Here is a 26,497-nt window from a genome sequence, read left to right as displayed (position 1 = left end):
CTGCAAAGCAGCCCCCAGAAATGCCAGCAGTATGCCAGACCTGTCAGACGTACGAATCGTCGTCCGAGAAGAACCCGCCATCATCGCTGCCGTAATCGGTGTCGGCATAACCGCCTTGGTCATTGCCCCAACCACCGTTGTCAGCCACTTGCTGCTGCCCGCCCTGGTCGTTCCAGCCGCCGCTGTCACTGGCCGGTGTCGGCTCTTCCTTGATCACCTCGACCACCTCTTGCGGCTGCGAGTTGTGGTTGAACAGGCTGCTGATGCCCTGCGCCAGCAACACACCACCGGCTACACCTGCTGCTGTCTGCATGGCGCCGCCCAAGAAGCTGCTGGCACCACTGCGCGCTGGCCCCGCGCCAAAGCCGGGCTGTTGCGCTTGCGGCTGGGAGAAGCCAGGTGCCGACGGCTCGCGCCAGCCACCACCGGACGCTACAGGCGGCGCCGAAGGGCGCTGAGGCTGCACAGCCGGGGCCGCGTTACGCCCACCCGAACCAAAGATGCTGGACAGGAAACCACCACCGCCATTGCTTGGCGCACTGGTGGCGGCTTGTGCGGCCTGGGCCTGAGCCCGGGCCTGCTGCAACTCGGCCTCCAGTTGCTTGTTCTGCTCGTCGAGGCGCTTGATTGCCGCCTCCTGCACCAGGATGGCCTGGGCCATGTAGTAAGGCGCCGCCGGCTGCTGGCGCAGGTGTTGCTCGATACACGCCTGGGCCTGCGCGTCACGCGGCTGGCTCGGGTCTTCGGCTTGCTTGATGCGGCCGAACAGGCCGTCGATCAGGGTTTGTTCTTCAGTGTTCATGGGGCGACCTCGTGGGGTAGCGGGACAACGGACAGCGTCAAAGATGGGGCGTACAGGCGCAGGATTCAATCACCGCTGCGGTGAAACTTTTTTCAGCAAGTGACAGCCGCAAGCCCGCTTTGGGCTAAAGTTAGGCCCCTGTTTTAACTGCCATGCGATGTTGACTGATGAATCCGCTGAGCGTTCTGCGCGACTCCCTGTACTTCTTCCGCCGCCACCTGCCGAACATCCTCCAGCTGTGCCTGCCGCTGGTGGTGCTGGAAGCCCTGCTCACCCAACTGCTGTACCGGCAGCTGGGCGACCAGGCATCACCGGCCTACGGCATGCTGGTCAGCCTGCTGTTCTACCCACTGTACAGCGCCGCGCTGATCCTTTACCTGCACACCCGCAGCAACGGCCAGGACATCGCCAAGCGCGACCTGTTCGCCCGCGCCCTGCAACTGTGGCCGCAGCTGGCCCTGCTGATCCTCATCAGCTCACTGCTGATCATGGCGGGCCTGGCGCTGTTCATCTTCCCGGGCGTGTGGATCATGATCAACCTGGTGTTCGCCGAGTACCTGCTGGTACTGCGCGGCCGCCCCGTGGTGCAGGCGATGCGCGAAAGCGCAGCCATGACCACCGGGCACTTCATGCGCATCATGATCTGCGTGGTGGCCGTGCTGGCACCGATCTGGCTGATCGACGGGCTGCTGCTGATGGCCTTCCCCGAGCCATCGCCCGGCATGGAGCTGGCCATGGACAGCCTCAGCGGCTTCCTGCAGCTGTTCAGCACGGTGGTGTTGTACCGCCTGTTCATGCTGCTGGAGAGCGAAGCCAGCACTTGAACCAACACGGGAAGGCCTTCGATCTGCTGTGGTCTGCGCACTTGGCATTAGGGTGCCCCCTCAATGCCAATCGTGGAGCACACCATGAACGAAGCCATTCAAACCGGGTTTGCCAGATCGTTTCGCGGCAAGCTGTACGTGCGCGGCGCCAAAGGCAACATCCCACTGCGCCTGAGCCGCAGCACCGACAAGTTCAGTTGGGGCGTCACCCCTGAGGATGACTGGTTGCAGGCCGGCGGCAAACAGGACTCGCCGACGATGGACTTTCATTACCAGTCAGGCAGCGAAAACCGCCTGCACTACCACATCAGCATTCCAGGGCGCCCAGAGGCCAAAAAGCTGGGTGTAAGCCTCAATGGCTACCTGGGTTTCTACTGGTTTGCCCAAGTCACCGACGACTGGAAAATCGAACCGCTGCAATTGACCGAGGAAGGCCTGGTTTGCCATCTGCGCGACCATCGAGGCTACCGGGTGGGGGGCATCATGGATGATCCCCACATCAACGGAGACCTTGTGGCGCTGCTGAACGTCGAGCAAGGTGTGGTACTTACGTTCCTTCTCAAACCGATTGGCTGACCGCAGTCAACCAGGCCTTCAGGTTCCGCGAGGCTTGGCCCGCGCGGTGGCCTCGGCCACCAGCGGGTCATCTGGCCAATAATGCTTTGGATAGCGCCCTTTCAGGTCCTTCTTCACCTCGGCATAAGTCGTACGCCAGAAATTGGCCAAGTCCTGGGTCACCTGCACCGGGCGGCGGGCCGGTGACAGCAGGTGCAGCTTGACCTGCTGGCGGCCATTGGCAATGCGTGGGGTATCGGCAAGGCCGAACAGCTCTTGCAGGCGCACGGCGAGAATCGGCGGGTTTTCACTGTAGTCCAGCCGAATGTGGGAGCCGGAAGGCACGGCCAGGTGCGCAGGTGCCTGTTCTTCCAGCCGCTGTGGCAGCGGCCAGGGCAACAGGTTACGCAGCATCGACGGCAGGTCCAGTGCGGCGAAGTGGCTAAGGCGCGATACCTTGCCCAGATAAGGCTGCAGCCAGTCTTCCAGGCTGGCGAGCAACGCCTCGTCCCCCAGGTCGGGCCACTCGCTGTTGCCCGTCTTTTCCACGTCGAGCTGACGCAGCAGTGCCACCCGTGCCTGCCACTGGCGCAACTCCGGGGTCCAGGTCAGCAGATTCAGGCCTTTACGCCGGACCAGGCCAAGCAGCGCCCTTGCCCTGGCGTCATCATCCAGCCCCGGCAGCGGCTCACGGCTGAGCACCAGTTCACCAACCTTGACCTGACGCTCTGCGCGCAACACCTGCTCACGCTCGTCCCAATCCAGGATATCGACCCGCTCGACCTGCTCGGCCAGCACACCGTCGAGCAAGGCTGGATCGAACTCGGCGGCGAGGTAGATCCGCTCTTCGCGCTGCCCTTGGCGGCTCCCCAGGTCGGCGATCACCAACCATGGGCACTTCATCAATGCATCGACCTCGGCGAACAGCGCTGCACGGCCGTTGGCCAGCCGGTACTCCGCACCGCCCTCGCGGCGCTGCTGGGCGACACGGTCGGGGTAGGCCAGCGCCAGCAGCGCGCCCAGCCAACGCGGGTGTTCGGGGTCGGCGACCGCAGCCCCAGGCTTGCCACGCAGCAGGCCGCGGTACTGGCGAGCCAGCTGGCGGGCACGCTGCACGCCGCCCTGGCCACTACGCGCAGCCTTGCTCTCGCCGCTCACCAGCGCCAGCCGGCTGTGCAAGTCGGCGCCACCGCCCCGCTGGATATCCCGCTCCCCCAGCAACGCAGCCACATCGCACGCCATCTGTGCCAGGCCCAGGTTCTGGCCCCGTAGCAACAAATGCGCGATGCGTGGATGAGCTGGCAGTTCGGCCATGGCCTGGCCATGTTCGCTGAGGCTGTCACGGCTGCCGGGCTTGAAGGCATTGAGCCGCGCCAGCAGGTCCTGGGCCTGGGCGAATGCAGCAGGCGGCGGCTGGTCGAGCCAGCACAACTGCTCGGGGGTAACGCCCCAGCGCGCCAGTTGCAGGGCCAGGCCGGCCAGGTCGGCCTGAAGGATCTCGGCACTGCCATAGGCGGCCAGCTGGTCATGCTGGGCCTCGGACCACAGGCGGTAGCAGACACCAGGCTCCAGGCGGCCGGCACGCCCGGCGCGCTGGGTGGCACTGGCGCGGGAAATGCGCTGGGTGTCCAGGCGGGTCATGCCGCTGCCGGGGTCGAAGCGCGGCACGCGGGCCAGGCCTGCGTCGATCACCACACGCACGCCGTCGATGGTCAGGCTGGTTTCGGCGATGTTAGTCGCCAGCACCACCTTGCGCAGGCCCTTGGGCGCCGGGTCGATGGCGGCGCGCTGGGCATTGAGGTCGAGTTCGCCGTGCAGCGGGCACAACAGGATCTCGGGGCGCTCACCCAGCGCCTCCTGAAGGCTTTGGTGCACCCGGCGGATCTCCGCCTGGCCGGGCAGGAATACCAGCACGCTGCCAGCCTGGTCGGCCAGCGCCTGCAACACGCTGTCCACCACCCGTGGCTCGATGAATTCGCCCGGCTGAAACGGCCGCCCCCAGCGGATGTCCACCGGATGCATGCGCCCTTCACTGCGAACCACCGGGGCATCGTCCAGCAGCCGCGACAGCCGCTCGCCCTCCAGGGTGGCAGACATCAGCAGCATTTTCAGCGGCGGGTCATCACGCAGCAGTTCGCGGCCATTAAGACTCAGCGCAAGGGCAAGGTCGGCATCCAGGCTACGCTCATGAAACTCATCGAAGATCAGCAAGCCTACGCCTTCCAGCGCCGGGTCGGCCTGCAGGCGGCGAGTGAGGATACCTTCGGTTACCACTTCGATGCGGGTGTTCGGCCCGACCTTGCTGTCCAGGCGAATGCGGTAGCCCACGGTCTGGCCCACCTGCTCGCCCAGTTCGCTGGCCAGCCGCTCGGCAGCCGCCCGCGCGGCCAGACGCCGGGGTTCCAGCATGAGAATGGTCTGCCCGGCCAGCCACGGCTCGTTCAGCAGCGCCAGCGGCACGCGGGTGGTCTTGCCGGCGCCTGGTGGTGCTTCAAGCACCGCTTCGTCACGTTTTTCCAGGGCTTGGCGCAAGGCGGGCAAGACGGCATCGATCGGTAATGAAATCATGGTGGTCCTCGAACAGTCTCGCGAGTATAACGGCGAACCCAGCCTGCTCTATCATGGTCTTAAGCTTCAGGCGCAGGCGCTTCGCTTGCCCTGCTGAATACCTTCTCGGAGATTTACATGCGCATCTCGACCCGCGTCATCGGTGGCGCCCTCATCGCCACCCTGCTGACCCAACTGACGGCCTGCGGCACCATTTTCTATCCAGACCGGCGCGGCCAGATCGGCGGCAAGATCGACCCTGTGGTTGCCGCAATGGACGCCATTGGCATCCTGTTCTACGTGATCCCGGGCCTGATCGCCTTCGGCATCGACTTCGCCACGGGCGCCATCTACTACCCGGGTGGCCGCACCGCCCAGGTCGACCCGACCAAACTGCAAGAAGCCGTCAGCCCCGACGGCAAGGTCGACAACCTGAAGCTGCAGGCCATTCTTGAAAGCGAGCTGGGCCAACGCCTGCCGCTGAACGACCCGAGGCTGATCCAGCACCGCGGCAGCGTCGAGCAACTGGCCAGCCTTGGCCTGGTGCCGGCAGCCTGAAACCCCCACGGACATTGACCACGGATGATCACCCCGGCTGAACACCAGCGCCTGCTACGCCTGGCCACCCGCGCATCACTGACGGTGGCCAGCATCCTTGTACTGAGCAAGGCGCTGGCCTGGTGGCTGAGCGGCTCGGTGAGCTTGCTGGCCGGGCTGACCGACTCGGCACTGGATGCCGTTGCCTCGTTTCTCAACTTGCTGGCGGTGCATTACGCCCTGCGACCGGCCGACGACGACCACCGCTTTGGCCACGGCAAAGCCGAAGCGCTGGCAGGCATGGCGCAGGCGCTGTTCATCGCCGTCAGTGCGGTGCTGATCGGCGTGCAGGCAGCCGAACGCCTGCATACACCGCAACCCTTGGGGGATACCGGTATCGGCATTGCCGTGATGCTGCTGTCACTGGTGCTGACCCTTGCCCTGCTGGCATTGCAGCGCAAGGTCATTCGCCTGACCGGCTCCACCGCCGTGCGGGCCGACTCCCTGCACTACCGCTCGGACCTGCTGCTGAACGGCAGCATCCTGTTGGCCCTGTTGCTGGCGCGTTTTGGCTGGCCGCAACTGGATGCGCTGTTCGGCCTTGGCATAGCCTGCTACATCCTCTGGAGCGCGCTGCAGATTGCCCGCGAAAGTACGGCGATCCTGATGGACAAGGAACTGCCCGGCGATGTTGGTGAAGGCATGGCCGCACTGGTACTGGCCATTCCCGGCGTGAAAGGCGTGCACGACTTGCGCACGCGGGTATCGGGCAACCAGTGGTTCGTGCAGTTGCACCTGGAGCTGCCGGGGCAGCTGCCGCTGCATGAGGCGCACGGGTTGTGCGTTGAGGCATCAAAGGTAATCCGCCAGCGTTATCCACAGGCGGATGTGATGGTGCACGCAGACCCGGTATAGCGATCAGTTGATGCTGTAGCCTCGCCCACTGAAGCAAGCCCCCAGCGCCCGCCGGTAGTTGTCCAGCACATTGGCAGGTGGCGCATACGTCGCCGTCGCGGGGTCGAAGCCAGACTGGCTCACCGCCCAGCGATGGCACTGGTAGCGGTCCTGGTCCTGCTGCTGTTGCCCCTGCCCATACATCGGGTAAGCCACCACGTCATAGCCGCCGTTTGCCGGTGCCACCGGCACGGGCGCCGGTACGCCGACCGGCGGGTTGACCACCACGTACTCCTGGCTGTCCGCCAGGTACTGGTAATAGGTATCGGCCACCAGGAAGAACAGCGCCCCTCCCAGCCAGACCTCACGCGCATAGGAAGGCAGGTAACTGACCCGTACGCCGTAGGGCGGGGCCACCACGATGTAACTGCCACCGTGTGGGCGGTACCAGTAGCCACCAGAATAGAAGTAATCCGCGCCACGGTAGGGCACCTTCCAGTAACGGTCGGGCAAATGATCAATGGTGTGGCCCGGGCGATACTGCGGCCCAGGCCCCCAGCCATTGCCATGGCCATCCGGGCGCCCCTGCCAGTCACCGCCGGGCCGTGGGCCACCGGCTTGCCAGTGGTGGTCGTCGCCATGGCGATGGGGAATGTCCTGGTAATAACCCTGGCGCGGCGGCTGGGTCTGGCGCACTTCATCGCGCGAGTTGAGCGAGCGGCCTGGCCCGCCCTCGCCTTGCACCTGCTGGCCGCGTTCGCCATGCCCCTCGCCCGGCCCTTCGGCCAGTACCCCGAGGCTGATGCTCAAACCCAGCAAACCAACACCTGCCAACTGCCAGATGCGCGACTTCATGGTATTCCTCTCGGTAGAAAATACAGCAACCACAGCCAGTCTACCGCGCCCGTCACACAGGCCAATTAAATTTCCAGACATGAAAAAAGGGAGGCCGCAGGGCCTCCCTTCAGGAATTGTCGTCCGTGCTCGGCACTTGTGGCGCCGGCTCACCTCACACCGTCTTCTGGAGGGTGTGTAGCCCGGGGGCCTGCAGATCCTGTTGGATGGCTGGCCGCGACCGCCCGCCTAGGGCGCGTCGCCGTGGACTGATGTCCGGGCAGTGATTCTGGTGGTAAAGATACCGGACAGGTTGCGGCAGAGGATTGCGAAGATTGCTCGGATAAATAGCACTTGCGCAATTTTTCACCCTGGATTGATAATTCGCCGCAATACGAACAGAAAAGGGCAAATGCCATGAGCAAACTTGACCGTTACGACCTGAGCATCCTCGCCGAACTGCAGCGCGATGCGCGCATTTCCAACCAGGAGCTGGCCGAACGCATCGGCCTGTCGCCTTCGCCATGCTCGCGTCGGGTCAAGCAACTGGAGGACGACGGCTACATCTCGCGCCAGGTGGCCCTGCTCGACCGCAAAAAGCTGGGCCTGAGCCTGACCGCCTACGTGCTGATCGGCATGGACCGCCACACCCCGGAGCGCTTCGAAACCTTCGAGGCAGCCATCCGCAACCTGCCACAGGTGCTCGAATGCAGCCTGGTCACCGGCATGGATGCCGACTATCAGCTTAAAGTGGTGGTACCCGACATGGACCACTACCAGAAACTGCTTCTAGGCAGCCTGACGCGTATCGAAGGCGTCACCAGCGTGCGTTCGAGTTTCGTGCTCAACCAGGTGCTGGCCAGTACCGAGATGCCATTGACCCACCTGCGTTAATTGCCCATGGCAGCCGGCGTATGATCGGCTGCTCAGACTGCCTGGAGAACACCGATGGATCCCGCCGTATTCGAAGAATGGATGATGATCATCCTGGTCACCGTGCTGATCGGTTTCATGGGTTTCATCGTCTGGGACCTGGCGAAAAAGTCCAAGGCCGGAAAGTTCGGTACGTTGATCCTGTTCTTCGTGTTGGGGCTGGGGGTGTTGGCCTTTATCATCAAGAGCGTGGTGGTGGGGTTTCTGGAAGGCGTGTAGAACCTTCAGGGCCTAAAGCCTGGTGGGGACGTCGCGCCAGCAGCCCTGCTCCAACCCATCCAGCGCCCAATCCCCGATCCGTACCCGCACCAGACGCAAGGTCGGCAGCCCCACCGCCGCCGTCATCCGCCGCACCTGGCGGTTACGCCCTTCGCGTATCACCAGCTCCAGCCAGCTGGTTGGCACGCTCTTGCGAAACCGTACCGGCGGGTTGCGCGGCCACAGCTCGGGTTCGTCCAGCCGCCGTGCCTCGGCGGGCAAGGTAGGCCCATCGTTCAGCTCCACGCCATTACGCAAGCGCTGCAACTGCTCGTCGCTCGGTTCCCCCTCCACCTGCACCCAGTACGTTTTGGCCAGCTTGTGCTTGGGGTCGGCAATGCGCGCCTGCAGCCCGCCATCGTTGGTGAGCAACAGCAAGCCTTCACTGTCGCGGTCCAGCCGCCCTGCCGGGTACACACCCGGGATGTCGATGAAGTCCTTGAGCGTCGCCCGCCCGTCGCCGTCGCTGAACTGGGTCAGCACGTCGAACGGTTTGTTGAACAGGATCAGGCGCGGCTCGGCCGGTGGCGCCTTCGGCTGGCGACGTGGGCCGGCGGCAGGCCGCGCCTGGGGACGGCGCGGCTTGTTACGGGGTGGCAGTGACATGGATCCTCAGCGGAACGGCGGCTCATCGAAGCTGCGCAGTTTACGCGAGTGCAGCGAGTTGAGCTCGGTGCGCAGCAGGTCGAGGGCGGCAATGCCGATCTTCAGATGCTGGCTCACCGCCCGGTTGTAGAAGGCGTTGGCCGAGCCCGGCAGCTTGATCTCGCTGTGCAGCGGCTTGTCGGACACACACAGCAAGGTGCCGTACGGCACACGCAGGCGGTAACCCTGGGCGGCGATGGTACCGCTTTCCATGTCCACCGCCACGGCACGCGACAGGTTGATGAGCGGGCGTTCCTGAGCCCAGCGCAGCTCCCAGTTGCGGTCGTCGTAGGTCAGCACGGTGCCGGTGCGCAGGCGCTTCTTCAACTGTTCGCCACGCTCGCCGGTAACCTGCGCAGCCGCCTCCTGCAAGGCCAGCTGCACTTCGGCCAGGGCCGGAATCGGGATGTTCGGCGGCACCACCCGGTCGAGAATGCCGTCACGGCGCATGTAGGCGTGGGCCAGCACATAGTCGCCGATGGTTTGCGATTGCCGCAGCCCGCCGCAGTGGCCGATCATCAGCCAGCAGTGCGGGCGCAGCACGGCCAGGTGGTCGGTGATGTTCTTGGCGTTGGACGGGCCGACACCAATGTTGACCAAGGTAACGCCGTCGCCGTCGGCGGCGATCAGGTGGTAGGCCGGCATCTGGTAGCGGTGCCAGATCACGCTGGCCACCAGCGCCTGGGTTTCACCGTGGTCCATGCCCTTTTCGATCACCACATTGCCCGGCAGCACCATGCGCACGAAACGCGGGTCGTCACGCAGCTGCTCCAGGCCATGGCTGATGAACTGGTCGACATAGCGGTGATAGTTGGTCAGCAGTATCCATGGCTGCACATGGCGCCAGTCGCTGCCGGTGTAGTGCACCAGGCGGCGCAGCGAGAAGTCGACGCGGGCGGCGTCGAACAGTGCCAGCGGAAAAATTTCGGCACGGTCCCAGTCGTACAGGCCATCGGCGATATTGTCGGTGGCGGCCGAAAGGTCGGTGCTGGGGAACACCCGCGCCAGTTGCGCGGCGGTAATACCGCTGCCGGCCAGCTCGTCGCCCTGGTCGACCACGTAGGGGTAAGGGATGTTCTGTTCGCTGACGCCGACCTCTACCGTGACGGTGTAGTCGTGCATCAATGGGCGCAGTTGCTCCAGCAGGTAGCTACGGAACGCGGCTGGCTGGGTGACGGTAACGCTGTAGGTGCCGGCCACCTGGACCTTGGCATAGGCCCGCGTGGTGGCGGCCACTTCGCCGTGGCTGTGGTAGGTCAGGCGCAGTGCCGGGTAGCGGAACAGGTCCCGCTCATCGGCGCCCGGCTCGGTACGGTCCTTCAGGTAACGCTTGAGGGCCTGGCTCAGGGCCCCGGTGGCCTGTTCATGCAAGGCCGCCAGACGGTCGACGGCCTGTTCGGGAGTATCAACGACTACAAAAGCGTGGCTCACACTGTGCTTCCTGTCTGGACATGCATGTGGACCATCTTGCCTGCCTTCTTGGGTAAAAACATCCCCATTGATCGGTGTTGCATGCATTCGCGGGCACGTCCGCACCTACAGCGGCCAGGTGGGCGTAGCCCTTGTAACCAGAGCCTCGACATCTACACCCCGTGGTAACGCTCCGTACACCCGGCCGCTCCCCGCCAGCCGGCTTCCGATAAACGCATCACTCACCACCGCATTCCCCGCCTCCAGCAACAGCTTGGCCTGCAACGCCAGGGCAATGTCCTCAGTCAACTGCCGCGCCCGGTACTGCATGTCGCCCGTGTCGGCAAACGCCCCTTTGAGGTTACCGATGTGCGCGGCCAACCGTGGGTCGCCATGCCCGTCGCCCAGTTCGGCGAACAACGCGTCCAGCACACCCGGCTCCTTGGACAACGCCCGCAACACATCCAGGCATTGCACATTGCCCGAGCCTTCCCAGGTCGAGTTGACCGGTGCTTCGCGGTACAGCCGCGGCAGGATGCTGTCCTCCACATAACCCGCACCGCCCAGGCATTCGGCTGCCTCGTTGATCATGGCCGGCGCTCGCTTGCAGATCCAGTACTTGCCCACGGCCGTGACCAGCCGTGCGAAATGCGCCTGCTGCGGGTCGTCGAGCTGCTCCAGCGCCTGCCCCATGCGCAGGCTCAGGGCCAGCGCGGCCTCGCTTTCCAGCGCCAGGTCGGCCAGCACGTTCTGCATCAGCGGTTGTTCGTTCAACACCCGGCCACCGACCTTGCGGTGCGCGCAGTGGTGAGCCGCCTGAGTCAGCGCCTGGCGCATCAAGGCGCTGGAGCCGACCATGCAGTCGAAGCGGGTCATGGCCACCATCTCGATGATGGTCGGCACGCCCCGCCCTTCCTCGCCAATCATCCATGCCAGCGCCCCCCGGAACTCCACCTCGCTGGAGGCATTGGAGCTGTTGCCGAGCTTGTTCTTCAGCCGCTGGATGTAGAACTGATTGCGGTTGTCGTCCGGGCGATGACGCGGCAGCAGGAAGCAGCTCAGGCCTTTTTCGGTCTGGGCCAAAGTCAGGAAGGCATCACACATGGGCGCCGAGCAGAACCACTTGTGCCCCACCAGCTCGTAGGCCTGGCCCGGGCCGGGAGCGCCCACCGGATAGGCCCGCGTGGTATTGGCGCGCACATCGGTGCCGCCCTGCTTCTCGGTCATGGCCATGCCCAGGGTAACCCCGGCCTTGTGCCGGTCGCCGATGTTGCGAGGGTCATATTCGCAGGCCAGGATTTTCGGCAGCCAGTACTCGGCCAGCTCGGGTTGCAGGCGCAACGCCGGCACGGCGGCGAAGGTCATGGTCAACGGGCAGCCGGTCCCGGCCTCGGCCTGGCTGTGCAGGTAGGTCATGGAAGCCCGCGCCACGTGGGCGCCAGCACGGGCCTCGGCCCAGGGCAAAGAAGGCAGGCCGTGTTCGACGGCGGTGCGCATCAGCTCGTGGTAGGCGGGGTGGAACTCGACCAGGTCGATGCGATGACCATAGCGGTCGTGGCTGACGAATTCGGGTTTGTGTGCGTTGGCCAGGAAACCGGCCTGCATCAGCGGGCCGCCAGCCAAGGCACCATAGGCGTCGATCCGCGACTCGGCCCAGCCTGCGCCAAAACGCCGGGACCAGTCCTGCAGCGGCAGGTCGAGGCGGTAGAGGTTGGCGCCGTCGAGGGGCGGAGGCTGGTTGGTGACTTCGTGGGTTTCAGCGTACTGGTGCAGGTTCATCGGGGGCTCCTGGATCCGGGTAGGCTTGAGAGCCCCAGTGAAGCACTGGTTGCGGGGGAGTCAAAGGGGCATTAATGACGAAACGTGGGGTGGGGGCATGATTTGAGGATGTGTCAGGGCTGACAGGTGTCCGCCCTGCCCCAATCCCACACCTTCAAAGCGAACGCCGCGCCTGCAGGATGCTCGGGCTCATCTGCACCTGCGAAATCGCCATGTTCAAACTCAACTCGAACCGGCTCCCCAACCCACGCGTCGACTCATGCGCCAACCGCGCGCCCAGCAATTCCCCCATCTGCCGGCAGATCGACAAGCCAATCCCCAACCCGCCATAGCGCCGGGTCATCGACCCATCCACCTGGAAGAACCGCTGGTACAGGGTCGACTGCTCAAGGTCATCAAAACCAATCCCGCTGTCACTGACCGTAAAGGTCAACGCCAGATCCCCCGGCCCTACCCGGCGCCCGCGCACCTGGATCATCACCCCGCCCTGGTGGGTGAACTTCAACCCGTTCTCCACCAGGCAGCCAAGGCAGCGGGCCAATTTCTCTCCATCGCCCTCCAGCGCATCCGGCAGGTCAGCCGGGATATCCAGGCTCAGGTACAAGCCCTTGCCCAAGGCCTGCCCGGCATAACCGGCGCGCAAACCCTGCAGCAGTGTGCGCAGGCTGAACGGCGCCGGCTGCGCACGCAGGCGACCGGCCTGCAATTCAGACAAGGTGAGAATGGCATCGACCATGTCCATCATCCCCTGCGCAGACCCCACCGCCGTGCGGTGATACTGGGCCATCTCGGCCTCCATCGGCAGGGTGTGCATCAGTTCCAGCGAGCCGATCACACCATTCATCGGGGTGCGCAGTTCGTGGGTCACACTGGCCAGAAACTCATCCTTCAACCGGTTGCTTCTGGCCAGTTGCAGGTTCAACTGCTCCAGCGTGCGTCCGGATTCGCGCAAGGTTTGCGCCTGCTGCTCGCGCAGGCTGTTGATGCGGTCGGCCAGCGCCAGCGACAGCAGTGCCACCTCCAGCGCCGAACCCAGTTGGCTGGCATACATGGTGATGAACAGGTTCGGCAGGTAGCCCAGCACCATCAGGGTGTTGACCAGGCCGCCGAGCAGGAAGGCCGTCCAGGCGATGATGAACCAACGCGCCACGCGCAAGCCCCGCCACCAGGCGTACAGCCCCGCACTGAAGATGCTCACGGTAAACAGCAAGGCCAGCAGCGTGGCCATGCGCAGGGCAATGCCATAGGGCACGCTCACCGCCATTACCATGACCAGCGCGCCACCCAGCATCAGCAGTTGCAGCAAACGGTCAAAGCCGCGGCTGATGTTGCCCAATTGCAGGAAATGCCGGGCAAACTGGCAACCGAACAAGCCTGCCGCACCGATGAACAGTGGTGTCGAGGCATTCGCCCACCAGGGGCTGTCAGGCCAGAAATAAGCGACACCCGCACCGTTCACCGACACCTGATAGAAACCGAACGAGGCGATGTACAGGATGTAATAGAGGTAGCTGACGTCCCGCACACTGAGGTAGATGAACAGGTTGTACACCAGCATCACCAACAACACGCCGTAGATCATCCCCAGCACATACAGGCGCGTGGGCTGCTCTTCCATATAGGCTTCAGGGGACCACAGCGCCAGCGGTGCCTGCACCGAGCCCTGGCTGTGCAGGCGCAGGTAGGCAGTAGTCACCTCGCCTGGCGGCAACTGCAGCTCGAACAGGTAGTTGTTCTGCCGGATCTGCCGGCTGTCGTAGGGCAAGGCATCGCCGGTGCGCTGCGCCAGGCGGTAGACACCGCCGCTATCAGGCAAGTACAGCTCCAGGTGGTCCAGCGGCGGGTAAGCCAGCTCAAGTAGCCACTGCCGAGGGGCAGCGCCGGGCGCGGCAACCGGGCGCAGCTCGACCTTGAGCCAGAACACCGAGGTGGAATAACCGGCATTCAGCACGTCTTTATCGTGGGGGCGGAAATGTTTGGCAAACCCGGGGGCACTGACCTGGGCGATGCTGGCACTGCCATCAAGGTCTTCAAACACCTGCATGGCCTTGCCCAATGGAAGGTGCTGCGTAGCGCTGTCGAAATCGACCGCTCCAGCCAGCACGGGCAGCAAGCCCAGAAGCACAATCAGCAAATAGCGCATACAGCCCCAGCATGGCCTGCTCGGTCGCGTCGCGGTTGCCTCCCATCCGTTTGAGACGACGTGATCCTGCAGAACCCGTTTATCGAGTTATCCGAGCACTCTAGCATAGCTTCGCAACCTGGCAATCGGCCATATCAAAAATCAAAGAAAAGGCTCTAAATCAATACTTTCAGAAAAATTCAACAAACAATTCTGACCGAACGATCAACAAAACTCGTTTGTCGGACGATCCGCCCAAACAGGTTTGGTGGTAAGCTCGCCGACCATGAATACCTACAGCTCCCGCCCCGTTGTCCTCTGTCTCTCCGGCCACGACCCAAGTGGCGGCGCCGGCTTGCAGGCAGATATCGAAGCCCTGATCGCCCAAGGCTGTCACGCCGCGCCCACCGTGACCGCCCTGACCGTGCAGGATACCGTCAACGTTTCCGACTTCCGCGTGCTCGACCGCGAGTGGGTACTGGCCCAGGCCAATGCCGTGCTGGCCGACTCCACCGTGGCCGCCGTCAAGCTGGGCATGCTCGGCTCGATCGAGATGGTCGACACCGTAGCCGAGCTGCTGGCTGCCCATCCGCACCTGCCGCTGGTGTGCGATCCGGTGCTGCGTGCCGGTGGCGGTGGCCGCCTGGGCAAGGACGAAGTGGGCTATGCCCTGCGCGAACGCCTGCTGCCGCTGGCGACCATCGCCACGCCAAACCTGCCTGAGGCGCGCATCCTCGCCGAACTGCCCGAGGGCACCGCCGACGAGTGTGCCGAGAAACTCTTGCCGTTCTGTAGACACCTGCTGATTACCGGCGGTCACGGCGACGAAGACGAAATCCACAACCGCCTGTACACCCAGGACGGCAAGCACCACACCTGGACCTGCCAGCGCCTGCCGGGCAGCTATCACGGCTCGGGCTGCACCCTGGCCAGCGCCCTGGCCGGTCGCCTGGCCCTCGGCGAGCAACTGGTAAGCGCCGTACGCAGCGCACTGGACTACACCTGGCGCACCCTGCGTGACGCCGAACAGCTGGGCAAAGGCCAGTACGTGCCGCGCCGCCTGCCCCTGGACTTCTGCTCCTGATACGAGGCCTTCCATGAAGCTACGCGGTCTGTACGCCATCACCGACAGCCAGCTGCTCGCCGGCCGTTTCCTGTCCCATGTCGAGGCGGCACTGGAAGGCGGCGTGTGCCTGCTGCAGTACCGCGACAAAAGCGACGACGCAGCGCGCCGCTTGCGCGAAGCCGAAGGGCTGATGAAGCTCTGCGAGCGCTACGGCACCCGACTGCTCATCAACGACGACGCCGAACTGGCCGCACGCCTGGGCGTCGGCGTGCACCTGGGGCAGACCGATGGCCCGCTGACCCCGGCCCGTGCCCTGCTTGGCCGCCAGGCGATCATCGGCTCAACCTGCCACGCCAGCCTCGACCTCGCCGCCCAGGCCGCCAGCGAAGGGGCCAGCTACGTGGCCTTCGGCCGCTTCTTCAATTCCGTCACCAAGCCGGGTGCGCCCGCTGCCAACGTCCAACTGCTGGAGCAGGCACGCGCCCAGGTGAAACTGCCGATCGCGGTGATCGGCGGCATCACCCTCGACAACGCCGCCCCGCTGGTCGCCCACGGCGCCGACCTGCTGGCGGTGATCCACGGCCTGTTCGGTGCCGACAGCGCGCAGGAAGTTACCCGCCGCGCCCGCGCCTTCAACGCCTTGTTCGCATCCTGATTTCGAGAGAACTTTCATGTCCCGTTCCGAAGACCTGTTCGCCAAAGCCCAGAAGCACATCCCCGGTGGCGTCAACTCGCCAGTGCGCGCTTTCAAAAGCGTGGGCGGCACGCCGCTGTTCTTCAAGCATGCCGAAGGCGCCTACGTTGTTGACGAGGACGACAAGCGCTACGTCGACTATGTCGGTTCCTGGGGCCCGATGATCCTCGGCCACGGCCATCCGGACGTGCTGGAGTCGGTACGCAAGCAGCTGGAGCACGGCCTGTCCTATGGCGCACCGACCGCCATGGAAACCGACATGGCCGACCTGGTCTGCTCGCTGGTGCCGTCCATGGAAATGGTGCGCATGGTCAGCTCGGGCACCGAAGCCACCATGAGCGCCATCCGCCTGGCCCGTGGCTACACCGGCCGTGATGCCATCATCAAGTTCGAAGGCTGCTACCACGGCCACTCCGACAGCCTGCTGGTAAAAGCCGGTTCCGGCCTGCTGACCCAGGGCGTGCCAAGCTCGGCGGGCGTACCGGCTGACTTCGCCAAGCACACCCTGACCCTGCCGTTCAACGACATCGCCGCCGTCGAGAAGACCCTGGCCGACGTCGGCCAGACCGTGGCCTGCATCATCGTCGAGCCGGTGGCCGGCAACATGAACTGCGTACCGCCGGCACCGGGCTTCCTCGAAGGCCTGCGCGAGCAGTGCGACAAGCACGGCGTGGTACTGATCTTCGACGAAGTGATGACCGGCTTCCGCGTTTCCCTGGGCGGCGCCCAGGGCCATTACGGCATCAAGCCGGACCTGTCTACCTTCGGCAAGATCGTCGGTGGCGGCATGCCGGTCGGCTGCTTCGGTGGCAAGCGTGAAATCATGGGCTGCATCGCCCCGCTCGGCCCGGTCTACCAGGCCGGCACCCTGTCGGGCAACCCGCTGGCCATGGCCGCCGGCCTGACCACGCTGAAGCTGATCAGCCGTCCGGGCTTCCACGCCGAGCTGACCGACTACACCAGCCGCATGCTCGACGGCCTGCAACAGCGCGCCGATGCCGCTGGCATACCGTTCGTCACCACCCAGGCCGGTGCCATGTTCGGCCTGTACTTCAGCGGTGCCGACGACATCGTCACCTTCGAAGACGTGATGGCCAGCGATGCCGAGCGCTTCAAGCGCTTCTTCCATTTGATGCTGGACGGTGGCGTGTACCTGGCACCAAGCGCATTCGAGGCAGGCTTCACCTCCATCGCCCATGGCGACAAAGAGTTGCAGATCACCCTCGATGCGGCTGAAAAGGCCTTTGCAGCCCTGAAGTAACGGTCAGCCTGTACCGGCCTCTTCGCGGGTAAACCCGCTCCTACAGGGGCTGCGTCGCTTTCACGGGTGGCGCGGTCATTGTAGGAGCGGGTTACCCGCGAAGAGGCCGGTGGAGGCAAGAAATATTCATGCACAATCAGCTGACTTCCCCAACCAAGCAGAAATTCGAGTAAAACTTTGTAAGGTTGGCGCTGCTTATCCCATAATGTGCCACCAGAGACCTTGGCCGCAGCTTTGCAGAGGTAAGTCGATCCCCATGAACCGCACCGGCCGCGCCCTGACCCTGGGCTGCCTGTTGCTTCTTCAGCCCCTGCTGGCCCTGGCGGAGGGCGGTAACTCGTTGCTCATTCCAGCGACGGGCCGCTGCACCTTGAACGTTCAGCCTGAAGACCTGGCAAACGCCCTCAAGGCCTGCGAGCAGACGGCAACCGCAGGGGATGCCCAGGCGCAGTTCGAACTGGGCGAGTACTTCTACACGCAAACGCCGAAAAACCTCGACAAAGCCCTGGACTGGTTCCAGAAGGCTTCGCTGCAAGGCCACGCTGACGCGCAGTACCGCCTGGGGGCCATGTTCTTCCATGGCGAAGGGGTCAAGGCCAACAACGTGCAGGCCTACATCCTGCTGAAGATGGCCGCCGTCAACGGCGCAGAAGATGCACTGGACATGGCCGACGAAGTGACCGAGCAAATGCCCCGCGACGAGCTTGAGCACGCCACTCAAGTGCTCGGCCAGATCTTCCGCAAGTACCTGCTGGAACTGCAGAACGCCGAAGGGCGTACGCCGTTCTCGCCGCTCCCCTGAGGCTTACCTTTCCGGCATCGGCATCGGGAACGGCATGACATTGCCGCCGCCCTTGGCTTCGCTGATCTTGGCCGTGCCCAGACGCTCCACCTCATCGATGCGCACGATCGAGTGCATCGGCACAAAACTGCGGACTACCCCTTCGAACTGGCTCTTGAGCTTTTCCTCGCTCGGGTCCACCACCAGTTGCGAGCGCTCGCCGAACACGAACTCCTCGATTTCCAGAAAGCCCCACAGGTCGCTCTGGTAGATCTGCTTGGCATACATCTCGAAGACCTGCCCCTGGTTGAGGAAGATCACTTTATAGATGGCAGGTTCGCGTTTGCTCATGTTCGGCGGGATAACACATGCGTAAGAAAAGGCGGCCATCATAGCAGACAGGTTTGCTGATCTGTGTCGGCTGTAACGGCCCTACATACCGTTGAACGTTTCAGTGCTTTCGCCACTGCCATTCAAGGGTTATTCTTGAGTTCACATCCATTGCCGTCGAGCGGCTAAAAACGACCTTGAACGCACCCATAGAACCCCATCGTTTCATCCTCGAGCCCTTCGAGGCCCACCGTTTCGCCAACCTGTGCGGCCAGTTCGACGAGCACCTGCGCCTGATCGAACAGCGCCTGGCCATCGAAATCCGCAACCGCGGCAATCAGTTCGAACTGATCGGCGAACCCAAGACCACTTCCGCTGCCGAACAGTTGTTGCGCCGTCTCTACCGCGAGACCAAGGCCACCGACCTGTCGCCGGAAACCGTACACCTGTACCTGCAGGAGTCGGCCGTCGAGAACATCGACAACCCGGCCGTCAACGAGGTCAGCGTGTCGCTGCGTACGCGCAAAGGCAACATTCGCCCGCGCGGGCTCAACCAGCAGCGCTACGTGAAGGAAATCCTGGCCAACGACATCAACTTCGGCATCGGCCCGGCCGGTACCGGCAAGACCTACCTGGCCGTGGCCTGCGCCGTGGACGCGCTCGAGCGTGAACAGGTACGCCGTATCCTGCTGGTACGCCCGGCGGTCGAGGCGGGCGAAAAGCTCGGCTTCCTGCCCGGCGACCTGGCGCAAAAGATCGACCCGTACCTGCGCCCGCTGTACGACGCGCTGTACGAAATGCTTGGCTTCGAACACGTGGCCAAGCTGATCGAGCGCCAGGTGATCGAGATCGCCCCGCTGGCCTACATGCGTGGCCGCACCCTGAACAACAGCTTCATCATCCTCGACGAAAGCCAGAACACCACGCTGGAACAGATGAAGATGTTCCTCACCCGCATCGGCTTCGGCTCCACGGCGGTGATCACCGGCGACATCACCCAGGTCGACCTGCCGCGCGGCACCAAATCGGGCCTGGCACACGTCATCGAGGTGCTGAAAGACGTTCCGGGTATCAGCTTTACCCACTTCCAACCCAAAGATGTGGTTCGTCACCCACTGGTGCAGCGCATTGTCGAAGCCTACGACCGCTTCGAAGCCCGCCAGGCCAAGCCCGAGGCGCCCGGCAAAGATGCTTGAACTTGATATTCAACGGGCCACGGACGCTGCCGCCCCGGATGACGCCGCCTTCCGCCGCTGGTGCGAACTGGCCCTGCGCCAGCGCAGTGCCGACTCGGAAATGACCATTCGCCTGGTCGACGAAGCCGAAGGCCGCGAGCTGAACCACACCTACCGGCACAAGGACTACGCGACCAACGTGCTGTCGTTCCCGGCCGACGTGCCTGACGACCTGCTCGATATCCCGCTGCTGGGCGACCTGGTCATCTGCGTGGCGGTGGTCGAGCGCGAAGCGGCCGAACAGGGCAAATCGCTCGAAGCGCACTGGGCACACCTGGTCATCCACGGTTGCCTGCACCTGCTCGGCTACGACCACATCGAAGATGAGGAAGCCGAGGAAATGGAAGGCCTGGAACGAGAATTGCTGGCAGAACTGGGTCACCCCGACCCGTATGCCGACGATGAAACCGACTCAATCACACACTGATACACGAAGGATCACGAGAACCGCCATGAGCGAAGATCGATCGAGCAACGGGCAGAAGTCCTGGCTGGGTAAACTGACCCAGGCTTTTGCCCATGAGCCGAAAAACCGCCAGGAGCTGCTTGAGCTGCTGCGCGAAGCCCACCAGAACAAGCTGCTGGACAGCGAAGCACTGACCATCGTCGAAGGCGCCATCCAGGTCGCCGACCTGCAGGTTCGCGACATCATGGTCCCGCGTTCGCAGATGATCAGCATCAAGGCCAGCCAGTCGCCGCGCGAATTCCTGCCGGCGGTGATCGACGCCGCGCACTCGCGCTACCCGGTGATCGGCGAAAGCCATGACGACGTACTCGGGATCCTGCTCGCCAAAGACCTGCTGCCGCTGATCCTCAAGGAAAACGGCGACAGCTTCAACATCAAGGACCTGCTGCGCCCGGCCACCTTCGTGCCCGAGTCCAAGCGCCTGAACGTGTTGCTGCGCGAGTTCCGTGCCAACCATAACCACATGGCCATCGTCATCGACGAATACGGCGGTGTGGCGGGCCTGGTGACCATCGAGGACGTGCTGGAGCAGATCGTTGGCGACATCGAGGACGAGCACGACGTCGAGGAAGACAGCTACATCAAACCACTGCCCAGCGGTGACTTCCTGGTGAAGGCGCTTACCCCGATCGACAACTTCAACGAGTTCTTCGACAGCGAGTTCTCCGATGACGAGTTCGACACGGTTGGCGGCCTGGTGATGAGCGCCTTCGGCCACCTGCCCAAGCGCAACGAAACTACCGAGATCGGGTCTTACAAGTTCCGTATTCTCAACGCCGACAGCCGGCGGATACACTTGCTGCGCCTGACCCCGATCACCCGTTAAGGACAAACATGCGTTGGATCACCCGCCCCGGCTGGCCCGGTAACCTGCTGGCCCTGGCGGCCGGTGCCTCCACACTCCTGGCCCTGGCGCCGTTCGACATCTGGCCGCTGGCCGTGTTGTCCATCGCCATGCTCTACCTTGGCCTGCGCGAGCTCAGCCCGCGCCAGGCCATGTGGCGTGGCTGGTGGTTCGGTTTTGGCCTGTATGGCGCCGGCACCTGGTGGATTTACGTCAGCATGAACACCTACGGCGGTGCCTCGCCGCTGCTGGCGATTCTGCTGCTGCTGGCGTTCTTCGCCGCGCTGGCCTGGTTCTTTGCCTTGCCCACCTGGCTGTGGGCACGCTGGCTACGGCGCAACGAAGCGCCGCTGGCCGATGCCCTGTGCTTCGCGGCGCTGTGGCTGCTGCAAGAGGCCTTTCGCGGCTGGTTCCTGACCGGTTTCCCCTGGCTTTACGCCGGCTACAGCCAGCTGGACGGCCCGTTGGCCGGCCTGGCGCCGCTGGGCGGCGTGTGGCTGATTTCCTTCACGCTGGCGCTCACTGCTGCCCTGCTGTGCAACCTGCACCGCCTGCGTGCCCGCCCCTCGTTCCTGGCCGTGGGCTGCCTGCTGTTGTTGGCCCCATGGGCACTGGGCCTGGCGCTCAAGGGCCACGCCTGGACCAAACCGGTAGGTGACCCGTTGAAAGTGGCGGCCATTCAGGGCAACGTCGAGCAAGACCTGAAATGGGACCCTGCGCACATCGACGCGCAACTGGCCCTGTACCGTGACTTGAGTTTCAGCTCAAAGCCCGTGGATTTGCTGGTGTGGCCAGAAACGGCGGTGCCGGTGCTCAAGGACCAGGCCCAAGGCTACATCGACGTAATGGGCCGTTTTGCTGCCGAGCGGCATTCAGCGCTGATCACCGGCGTGCCAGTGCGGGAAGTGGTGCACCATCAGCGCCGCTACTACAACGGCATCACCGTGACCGGTGAGGGTGACGGCACCTACCTCAAGCAGAAGCTGGTGCCGTTTGGCGAGTACGTCCCGTTGCAGGACATGCTGCGTGGCGCCATCGAGTTCTTCAACCTGCCCATGTCGGACTTCGCCCGTGGGCCGGAAGACCAGCCACTGCTGCAGGCCAAGGGTTATCAGATTGCGCCCTACATCTGCTACGAAGTGGTCTACCCCGAGTTTGCTGCTGGCCTGGCGTCACGCAGCGACCTGCTGCTGACCATCAGCAACGACACCTGGTTCGGCACCTCGATCGGCCCGCTGCAGCACCTGCAGATGGCGCAGATGCGCGCACTGGAAGCCGGCCGCTGGATGATCCGCGCCACCAACAACGGCGTGACCGCGCTGATCGACCCGTTTGGCCGTATTACCACGCAGATTCCGCAGTTCCAGCAGGCGGTGCTGTATGGTGAGGTGGTGCCAATGCAACAACTGACGCCTTACCTGCAATGGCGTTCGTGGCCGTTGGCGATTGTCTGCGCATTGCTGCTGGGCTGGGCATTGCTGGCAGGCCGCATCGCCAAAACCGTCTGAGTTATCCTGTCCCGGCCTCTTCGCGGGCAAGCCCGCGAAGAGGCCGGGACAGGCAGTGCAAGGCTCAATAGAAAACCCGATACCCCACCAACCCCACCGCCTCATTGAACAACTGCCCGCTCTGCCACATCGCCCGGCTCTCCGGCAGCAACCCGCCAAACGGCCGCGCATGATCCTGCCCCAGGAACCCCACCGGCGCCGGCACCACCTCGAACCCCGCCTGCTCAAAGCTCCAGCGCGAGCGCTGCATGTGCCAGGCCTGGGTCACCACCACCACACGACGAATCCCCAACGGCTGCAGCACCTTGGCCGTGAACTGGGCATTTTCCCAGGTCGTGCGGCTGGCCTCTTCACGCCACTTCACCTCAACAGCAAAGTCTTCGTGAAGGCGATCCGCCATCAACCGCGCTTCGCTCGGCGGCGTGCCGTAGTGCAACCCACCACTGGTCAGCACCGGCAAACCTGAGGCCTTGGCCAACTGCGCAGCAAAACGCAGGCGTTCCAAAGCCGTGGCCGTGGGCTGGTCGCTACCACCCCAGGCCGGGTCTCCGCGCTCACGCCCTGCGCCCAGCACCACAATGGCATCCGCCCGCCGCGCAAGCGCGGTCCAGTCGTTTACGGCCAAGGGAGGCTCGCTTTCCAGCCTATGGGCGATTTCCTGCACCACCAGCGGCAAACTCATGAGCCACAGGCCACCAAGCCCCACGGCAAAGCAAAACGCCGCCAACCGTGGCCGTCGGGCACGCAACCACCACGCCGCAAGCAGCAGCAGAAACAGGATGCCCGGCGGCATCAGCCATTGTTTGATGAAGAATCGGATCGGCATCGGCCACACCTCCTTGGCAGGCGTGCAGCCTAGAAGGATCGGCGCCGGTCAACAAGGGTGCGGCCGGCGCCGATCGTGAGTTGTGTGATAGTGAAGAACCGGCGCGCGATCGCCCGCGCCTGGCGTCCTGAACGGCTAGCGATGTGGCAGCGTCCTGGATCTCGCCGTATTGGCGGGGCGTTTCTTGTCCTTGAGCCAGATGATCTTGGCCGATGTCGGCTCCGCTTGCGGGTAACTGCCGACAGAGGCATTGTGGCGCTCCGGGAGGGATTCCAGGTAAGCCTTGATCACTTCGAACTCTGCGTGGCTCAGGCCACGCAACTCCAGCTCGGCTGGCATCTCGTCGCGCAATCGTACCGAGGTCCTTGCCACTTCCAGTGCCAGGCCAAGCCGGTCGATCAGGCGCTCGTAAAGCTCCGGTTTCATTGCGGGTAGCTGCGTCTCTCCCATCCGTTCACCTCAATTGAAGATAAAGAATATCTCCCCCCACACCTGAGCTTAGCGGCGCCATGAAAAGCAGCCGGGTGCTGCGACCAGCGGCCATTCGCAACGAAGGTTTCCCACGATGCGCAGCGCTGCTGTATGCTACGGCGTTCACTCTAAACGACACCGGAGTGCCGGACGCAGCGAGGTTCCGCTGCCTGGAACAAGGTCTCTTCTCTCTCAGCCAAAAGTAGCCATGCACGAACAATACACGCCCCGTGATATCGAAGCCGCCGCCCAGAAGTTCTGGGACGAGCAACAATCGTTCGCTGTTACCGAACAGCCAGGCAAAGACACCTACTATTGCCTTTCGATGTTCCCGTACCCGAGCGGCAAGCTACACATGGGCCACGTTCGCAACTACACCATCGGCGACGTGATTGCCCGTTACCAGCGTATGCTGGGCAAGAACGTCCTCCAGCCGATGGGCTGGGACGCATTCGGCATGCCCGCGGAAAACGCGGCGATGAAAAACAACGTCGCCCCGGCCAAGTGGACATACGAAAACATCGACTACATGAAGACCCAGCTCAAGAGCCTGGGTCTGGCCATCGACTGGGCACGTGAAGTCACCACCTGCAAACCCGACTACTACCGTTGGGAGCAGTGGCTGTTCACCCGCCTGTTCGAGAAAGGCATCATCTACCGCAAGAACGGTACCGTGAACTGGGACCCGGCAGACCAGACCGTACTGGCCAACGAACAGGTCATCGACGGCCGTGGCTGGCGTTCGGGCGCGCTGATCGAAAAGCGCGAAATCCCGATGTACTACTTCCGCATCACCGACTATGCCGACGAGCTGCTGGAAAGCCTCGACGAGCTGCCGGGCTGGCCTGAGCAGGTCAAGACCATGCAGCGCAACTGGATCGGCAAGTCGCGCGGCATGGAAGTACAGTTCCCGTACGACCAGGCCACCATCGGCCACGAAGGCACCCTGAAAGTCTTCACCACCCGTCCCGACACGCTGATGGGCGCCACCTACGTCGCCGTCGCCGCCGAGCACCCGCTGGCCACCCAGGCGGCCCAGGGCAACCCGGCGCTGCAGGCGTTCATCGACGAGTGCAAGAGCGGCAGCGTTGCCGAGGCCGACATGGCCACCCAGGAGAAGAAAGGCATGGCCACTTCCCTGCTGGTAGAGCACCCGCTGACCGGCGAGAAGCTGCCGGTATGGGTCGCCAACTACGTGCTGATGCACTATGGCGATGGCGCCGTGATGGCCGTGCCGGCCCACGACGAGCGCGACTTCGAGTTCGCCCACAAGTACAACCTGCCGGTCAAGGCCGTGGTGCGCACCAGCGCGGGCGATGAAGTGGGCAGCGAGTGGCAGGCCGCCTATGGCGAGCACGGCCAGCTGATCAACTCCGCCGAGTTCGACGGCCTGGACTTCGCCGGCGCCTTCGATGCCATCGAAGCCGCCCTGATCCGCAAGGAACTGGGCAAGTCGCGTACCCAGTTCCGCCTGCGTGACTGGGGTATCAGCCGCCAGCGCTACTGGGGCTGCCCGATCCCGATCATCCACTGCCCGTCCTGTGGCGACGTGCCGGTGCCGGAAGACCAGCTGCCGGTCACCCTGCCCGAGAACGTGGTGCCGGATGGCGCCGGCTCGCCGCTGGCGCGCATGCCGGAATTTTATGAGTGCACCTGCCCGAAATGCGGCACTGCGGCCAAGCGCGAAACCGACACCATGGACACCTTCGTCGAGTCGTCCTGGTACTTCGCCCGCTACGCTTCGCCGAACTACGACAAGGGCCTGGTAGACCCGAAAGCCGCCAACCACTGGCTGCCTGTCGACCAGTACATCGGCGGTATCGAGCACGCGATCCTGCACCTGCTGTACGCGCGCTTCTTCCACAAGCTGATGCGTGACGAAGGCCTGGTTACTTCGAACGAGCCGTTCAAGAACCTGCTGACCCAGGGCATGGTCGTGGCCGAAACCTACTACCGCGTGGCCAGCAACGGCGGCAAGGACTGGTTCAACCCGGCCGATGTCGAGATCGAGCGCGATGCCAAGGCCAAGATCATTGGTGCTCGCCTGAAGACCGACGGCCTGCCGGTGGAAATCGGCGGCACCGAGAAAATGTCGAAATCGAAGAACAACGGCGTCGACCCGCAGTCGATGATCGAAGCCTACGGTGCCGACACCTGCCGCCTGTTCATGATGTTCGCCTCGCCGCCCGACATGAGCCTGGAATGGTCCGACTCCGGCGTCGAAGGTGCCAGCCGCTTCCTGCGCCGCGTCTGGCGCCTGGCTCAGGCTCACGTCAGCCAGGGCCTGCCGGGCAAGCTGGATGTCACCGCATTGGACGACGCGCAGAAGGTCATCCGCCGCGCCATCCACGCAGCCATCAAGCAGGCCAGCAACGACGTGGGCCAGTTCCACAAGTTCAACACCGCCATCGCCCAGGTGATGACCGTGATGAACGTGCTGGAAAAGGCCCCGCAGGCCAGCGAACAGGACCGCGCCCTGCTGCAGGAAGGCCTTGAAGCCGTCACCCTGTTGCTGGCACCGATCACCCCGCACATTTCCCACGAGCTGTGGCAGCAACTGGGCCACCAGCAGGCCGTGATCGACGCTGGCTGGCCAGCTGTCGACGAAGCAGCCCTGGTGCAGGACACCATCACCCTGGTGGTGCAGGTCAACGGCAAGCTGCGTGGCCAGGTCGAAATGCCGGCTGCTGCCAGCCGCGAAGAAGTCGAAGCCGCTGCCCGCAGCAACGAGAACGTCTTGCGCTTCATCGATGGCCTGACCATCCGCAAGGTTATCGTGGTACCGGGCAAGCTGGTCAACATCGTCGCCAACTGATGGCAGCGCCCGCTCGCAGTCACTGCGGGCGGGCGTAACAGGCCCACAAGGGAGCAACAA

General features: G+C 63.9%; 25 protein-coding genes. 15 read left to right on the top strand and 10 right to left on the bottom strand.

Features of this window, described 5'->3' with window-relative positions:
- Nucleotides 1-43: 43 nt before the first annotated feature.
- On the bottom strand, nt 44-802 hold the full coding sequence (locus tag B9A31_RS03835) for a DUF2076 domain-containing protein (RefSeq protein ID WP_019097499.1): 759 nt from the start codon (nt 800-802) through the stop codon (nt 44-46).
- A 167-nt stretch (nt 803-969) separates the two neighbouring features.
- Here B9A31_RS03835 and B9A31_RS03830 point away from each other — a divergent pair, with 167 nt between their 5' ends.
- Together B9A31_RS03830 and B9A31_RS03825 are read left to right on the top strand one after the other, a co-directional pair.
- A complete protein-coding gene (locus tag B9A31_RS03830; protein ID WP_016712138.1) occupies nt 970-1,626 on the top strand; it encodes a YciC family protein in 657 nt (218 codons plus the stop codon).
- Between the two features lie 84 nt (nt 1,627-1,710).
- A complete protein-coding gene (locus B9A31_RS03825) occupies nt 1,711-2,202 on the top strand; it encodes a hypothetical protein (RefSeq protein ID WP_019097500.1) in 492 nt (163 codons plus the stop codon).
- 18 nt (nt 2,203-2,220) lie between these two features.
- On the opposite strand, the gene hrpB is transcribed toward B9A31_RS03825, so the two are convergent.
- Nucleotides 2,221-4,749, bottom strand: coding sequence for an ATP-dependent helicase HrpB (hrpB, locus tag B9A31_RS03820; RefSeq protein ID WP_084296663.1), 2,529 nt, complete (start codon nt 4,747-4,749; stop codon nt 2,221-2,223).
- 117 nt (nt 4,750-4,866) lie between these two features.
- On the opposite strand from hrpB, the gene B9A31_RS03815 reads away from it, so the two are divergent.
- Together B9A31_RS03815 and B9A31_RS03810 are read left to right on the top strand one after the other, a co-directional pair.
- The gene (locus B9A31_RS03815; RefSeq protein ID WP_019097005.1) at nt 4,867-5,286 is read left to right on the top strand and encodes a hypothetical protein; all 420 of its coding nucleotides are present in this window, start codon (nt 4,867-4,869) and stop codon (nt 5,284-5,286) included.
- Nucleotides 5,287-5,310: 24 nt separating this feature from the next.
- Nucleotides 5,311-6,180: a cation diffusion facilitator family transporter gene (locus B9A31_RS03810; protein ID WP_025754314.1), complete on the top strand. Its 870-nt coding sequence runs from the start codon at nt 5,311-5,313 to the stop codon at nt 6,178-6,180.
- Nucleotides 6,181-6,183: 3 nt separating this feature from the next.
- On the opposite strand, the gene B9A31_RS03805 is transcribed toward B9A31_RS03810, so the two are convergent.
- Complete coding sequence (locus tag B9A31_RS03805) at nt 6,184-7,014, bottom strand: DUF6515 family protein (RefSeq protein ID WP_019098009.1); 831 nt, start codon at nt 7,012-7,014, stop codon at nt 6,184-6,186.
- A gap of 396 nt (nt 7,015-7,410) precedes the next feature.
- Between B9A31_RS03805 and B9A31_RS03800 the strand changes: the two genes are divergently transcribed.
- Both B9A31_RS03800 and B9A31_RS03795 read left to right on the top strand, forming a co-directional pair.
- Nucleotides 7,411-7,887, top strand: a complete 477-nt coding sequence (locus tag B9A31_RS03800; RefSeq protein WP_016712159.1) for an Lrp/AsnC family transcriptional regulator — start codon at nt 7,411-7,413, stop codon at nt 7,885-7,887.
- Between the two features lie 54 nt (nt 7,888-7,941).
- On the top strand, nt 7,942-8,145 hold the full coding sequence (locus B9A31_RS03795; RefSeq protein ID WP_003249787.1) for a DUF2788 domain-containing protein: 204 nt from the start codon (nt 7,942-7,944) through the stop codon (nt 8,143-8,145).
- Nucleotides 8,146-8,157: 12 nt separating this feature from the next.
- Here the strand turns inward: B9A31_RS03795 and B9A31_RS03790 are convergent, their stop codons facing one another.
- The 4 genes from B9A31_RS03790 to B9A31_RS03775 all read right to left on the bottom strand — a co-directional run bounded on the left by B9A31_RS03790 (nt 8,158) and on the right by B9A31_RS03775 (nt 14,161).
- Nucleotides 8,158-8,790, bottom strand: a complete 633-nt coding sequence (locus tag B9A31_RS03790; protein ID WP_084296662.1) for a pseudouridine synthase — start codon at nt 8,788-8,790, stop codon at nt 8,158-8,160.
- Nucleotides 8,791-8,796: 6 nt separating this feature from the next.
- Nucleotides 8,797-10,260: an AMP nucleosidase gene (amn, locus tag B9A31_RS03785; protein WP_016712161.1), complete on the bottom strand. Its 1,464-nt coding sequence runs from the start codon at nt 10,258-10,260 to the stop codon at nt 8,797-8,799.
- A gap of 105 nt (nt 10,261-10,365) precedes the next feature.
- Nucleotides 10,366-12,018 carry an acyl-CoA dehydrogenase family protein gene (locus tag B9A31_RS03780; RefSeq protein WP_027614886.1) on the bottom strand — a complete coding sequence of 551 codons (1,653 nt, stop codon included), beginning with the start codon at nt 12,016-12,018 and terminating at the stop codon, nt 10,366-10,368.
- A gap of 154 nt (nt 12,019-12,172) precedes the next feature.
- Nucleotides 12,173-14,161, bottom strand: a complete 1,989-nt coding sequence (locus B9A31_RS03775; protein ID WP_084296661.1) for a sensor histidine kinase — start codon at nt 14,159-14,161, stop codon at nt 12,173-12,175.
- Nucleotides 14,162-14,426: 265 nt separating this feature from the next.
- Between B9A31_RS03775 and B9A31_RS03770 the strand changes: the two genes are divergently transcribed.
- The 4 genes from B9A31_RS03770 (at nt 14,427) to B9A31_RS03755 (ending at nt 17,963) form a co-directional block, all read left to right on the top strand.
- A complete protein-coding gene (locus B9A31_RS03770) occupies nt 14,427-15,224 on the top strand; it encodes a hydroxymethylpyrimidine/phosphomethylpyrimidine kinase (protein ID WP_027610065.1) in 798 nt (265 codons plus the stop codon).
- A 13-nt stretch (nt 15,225-15,237) separates the two neighbouring features.
- Nucleotides 15,238-15,861, top strand: coding sequence for a thiamine phosphate synthase (gene thiE / locus B9A31_RS03765; protein WP_027610064.1), 624 nt, complete (start codon nt 15,238-15,240; stop codon nt 15,859-15,861).
- Nucleotides 15,862-15,877: 16 nt separating this feature from the next.
- Nucleotides 15,878-17,161, top strand: coding sequence for a glutamate-1-semialdehyde 2,1-aminomutase (hemL, locus tag B9A31_RS03760; RefSeq protein ID WP_019098013.1), 1,284 nt, complete (start codon nt 15,878-15,880; stop codon nt 17,159-17,161).
- A gap of 256 nt (nt 17,162-17,417) precedes the next feature.
- Entirely contained in the window at nt 17,418-17,963 is a 546-nt protein-coding gene (locus B9A31_RS03755; RefSeq protein ID WP_016712168.1) for a tetratricopeptide repeat protein, read from the top strand.
- Between the two features lie 3 nt (nt 17,964-17,966).
- Here B9A31_RS03755 and B9A31_RS03750 read toward each other — a convergent pair whose 3' ends face one another.
- Nucleotides 17,967-18,293, bottom strand: a complete 327-nt coding sequence (locus B9A31_RS03750) for a DUF1820 family protein (protein WP_016712169.1) — start codon at nt 18,291-18,293, stop codon at nt 17,967-17,969.
- A gap of 176 nt (nt 18,294-18,469) precedes the next feature.
- Here B9A31_RS03750 and B9A31_RS03745 point away from each other — a divergent pair, with 176 nt between their 5' ends.
- From B9A31_RS03745 to lnt, 4 genes are read left to right on the top strand one after another with little or no spacing between them, the layout of a single operon-like run.
- On the top strand, nt 18,470-19,468 hold the full coding sequence (locus B9A31_RS03745; RefSeq protein WP_016712170.1) for a PhoH family protein: 999 nt from the start codon (nt 18,470-18,472) through the stop codon (nt 19,466-19,468).
- Nucleotides 19,461-19,934: an rRNA maturation RNase YbeY gene (gene ybeY, locus B9A31_RS03740; RefSeq protein WP_019098014.1), complete on the top strand. Its 474-nt coding sequence runs from the start codon at nt 19,461-19,463 to the stop codon at nt 19,932-19,934. The genes B9A31_RS03745 and ybeY overlap by 8 nt, the downstream gene beginning before the upstream one ends.
- A gap of 25 nt (nt 19,935-19,959) precedes the next feature.
- Nucleotides 19,960-20,799, top strand: coding sequence for an HlyC/CorC family transporter (locus B9A31_RS03735; protein WP_016712172.1), 840 nt, complete (start codon nt 19,960-19,962; stop codon nt 20,797-20,799).
- A gap of 8 nt (nt 20,800-20,807) precedes the next feature.
- Nucleotides 20,808-22,325, top strand: a complete 1,518-nt coding sequence (lnt, locus tag B9A31_RS03730) for an apolipoprotein N-acyltransferase (RefSeq protein ID WP_019098015.1) — start codon at nt 20,808-20,810, stop codon at nt 22,323-22,325.
- 64 nt (nt 22,326-22,389) lie between these two features.
- Here the strand turns inward: lnt and B9A31_RS03725 are convergent, their stop codons facing one another.
- Complete coding sequence (locus B9A31_RS03725; protein ID WP_027610063.1) at nt 22,390-23,151, bottom strand: YdcF family protein; 762 nt, start codon at nt 23,149-23,151, stop codon at nt 22,390-22,392.
- Between the two features lie 135 nt (nt 23,152-23,286).
- Nucleotides 23,287-23,601, bottom strand: coding sequence for a hypothetical protein (locus tag B9A31_RS03720; protein WP_019098017.1), 315 nt, complete (start codon nt 23,599-23,601; stop codon nt 23,287-23,289).
- Nucleotides 23,602-23,830: 229 nt separating this feature from the next.
- Between B9A31_RS03720 and leuS the strand changes: the two genes are divergently transcribed.
- On the top strand, nt 23,831-26,437 hold the full coding sequence (gene leuS / locus B9A31_RS03715; protein ID WP_019098018.1) for a leucine--tRNA ligase: 2,607 nt from the start codon (nt 23,831-23,833) through the stop codon (nt 26,435-26,437).
- Nucleotides 26,438-26,497 lie beyond the last annotated feature (60 nt).

The sequence above is a fragment of the Pseudomonas sp. URIL14HWK12:I5 genome (assembly GCF_900176445.1).
In the GTDB taxonomy this organism is placed as follows: domain Bacteria; phylum Pseudomonadota; class Gammaproteobacteria; order Pseudomonadales; family Pseudomonadaceae; genus Aquipseudomonas; species Aquipseudomonas monteilii.
The sequence above is the reverse complement of the archived record's forward strand: the minus strand, read 5'-3'. Positions and strand labels throughout refer to the sequence as shown.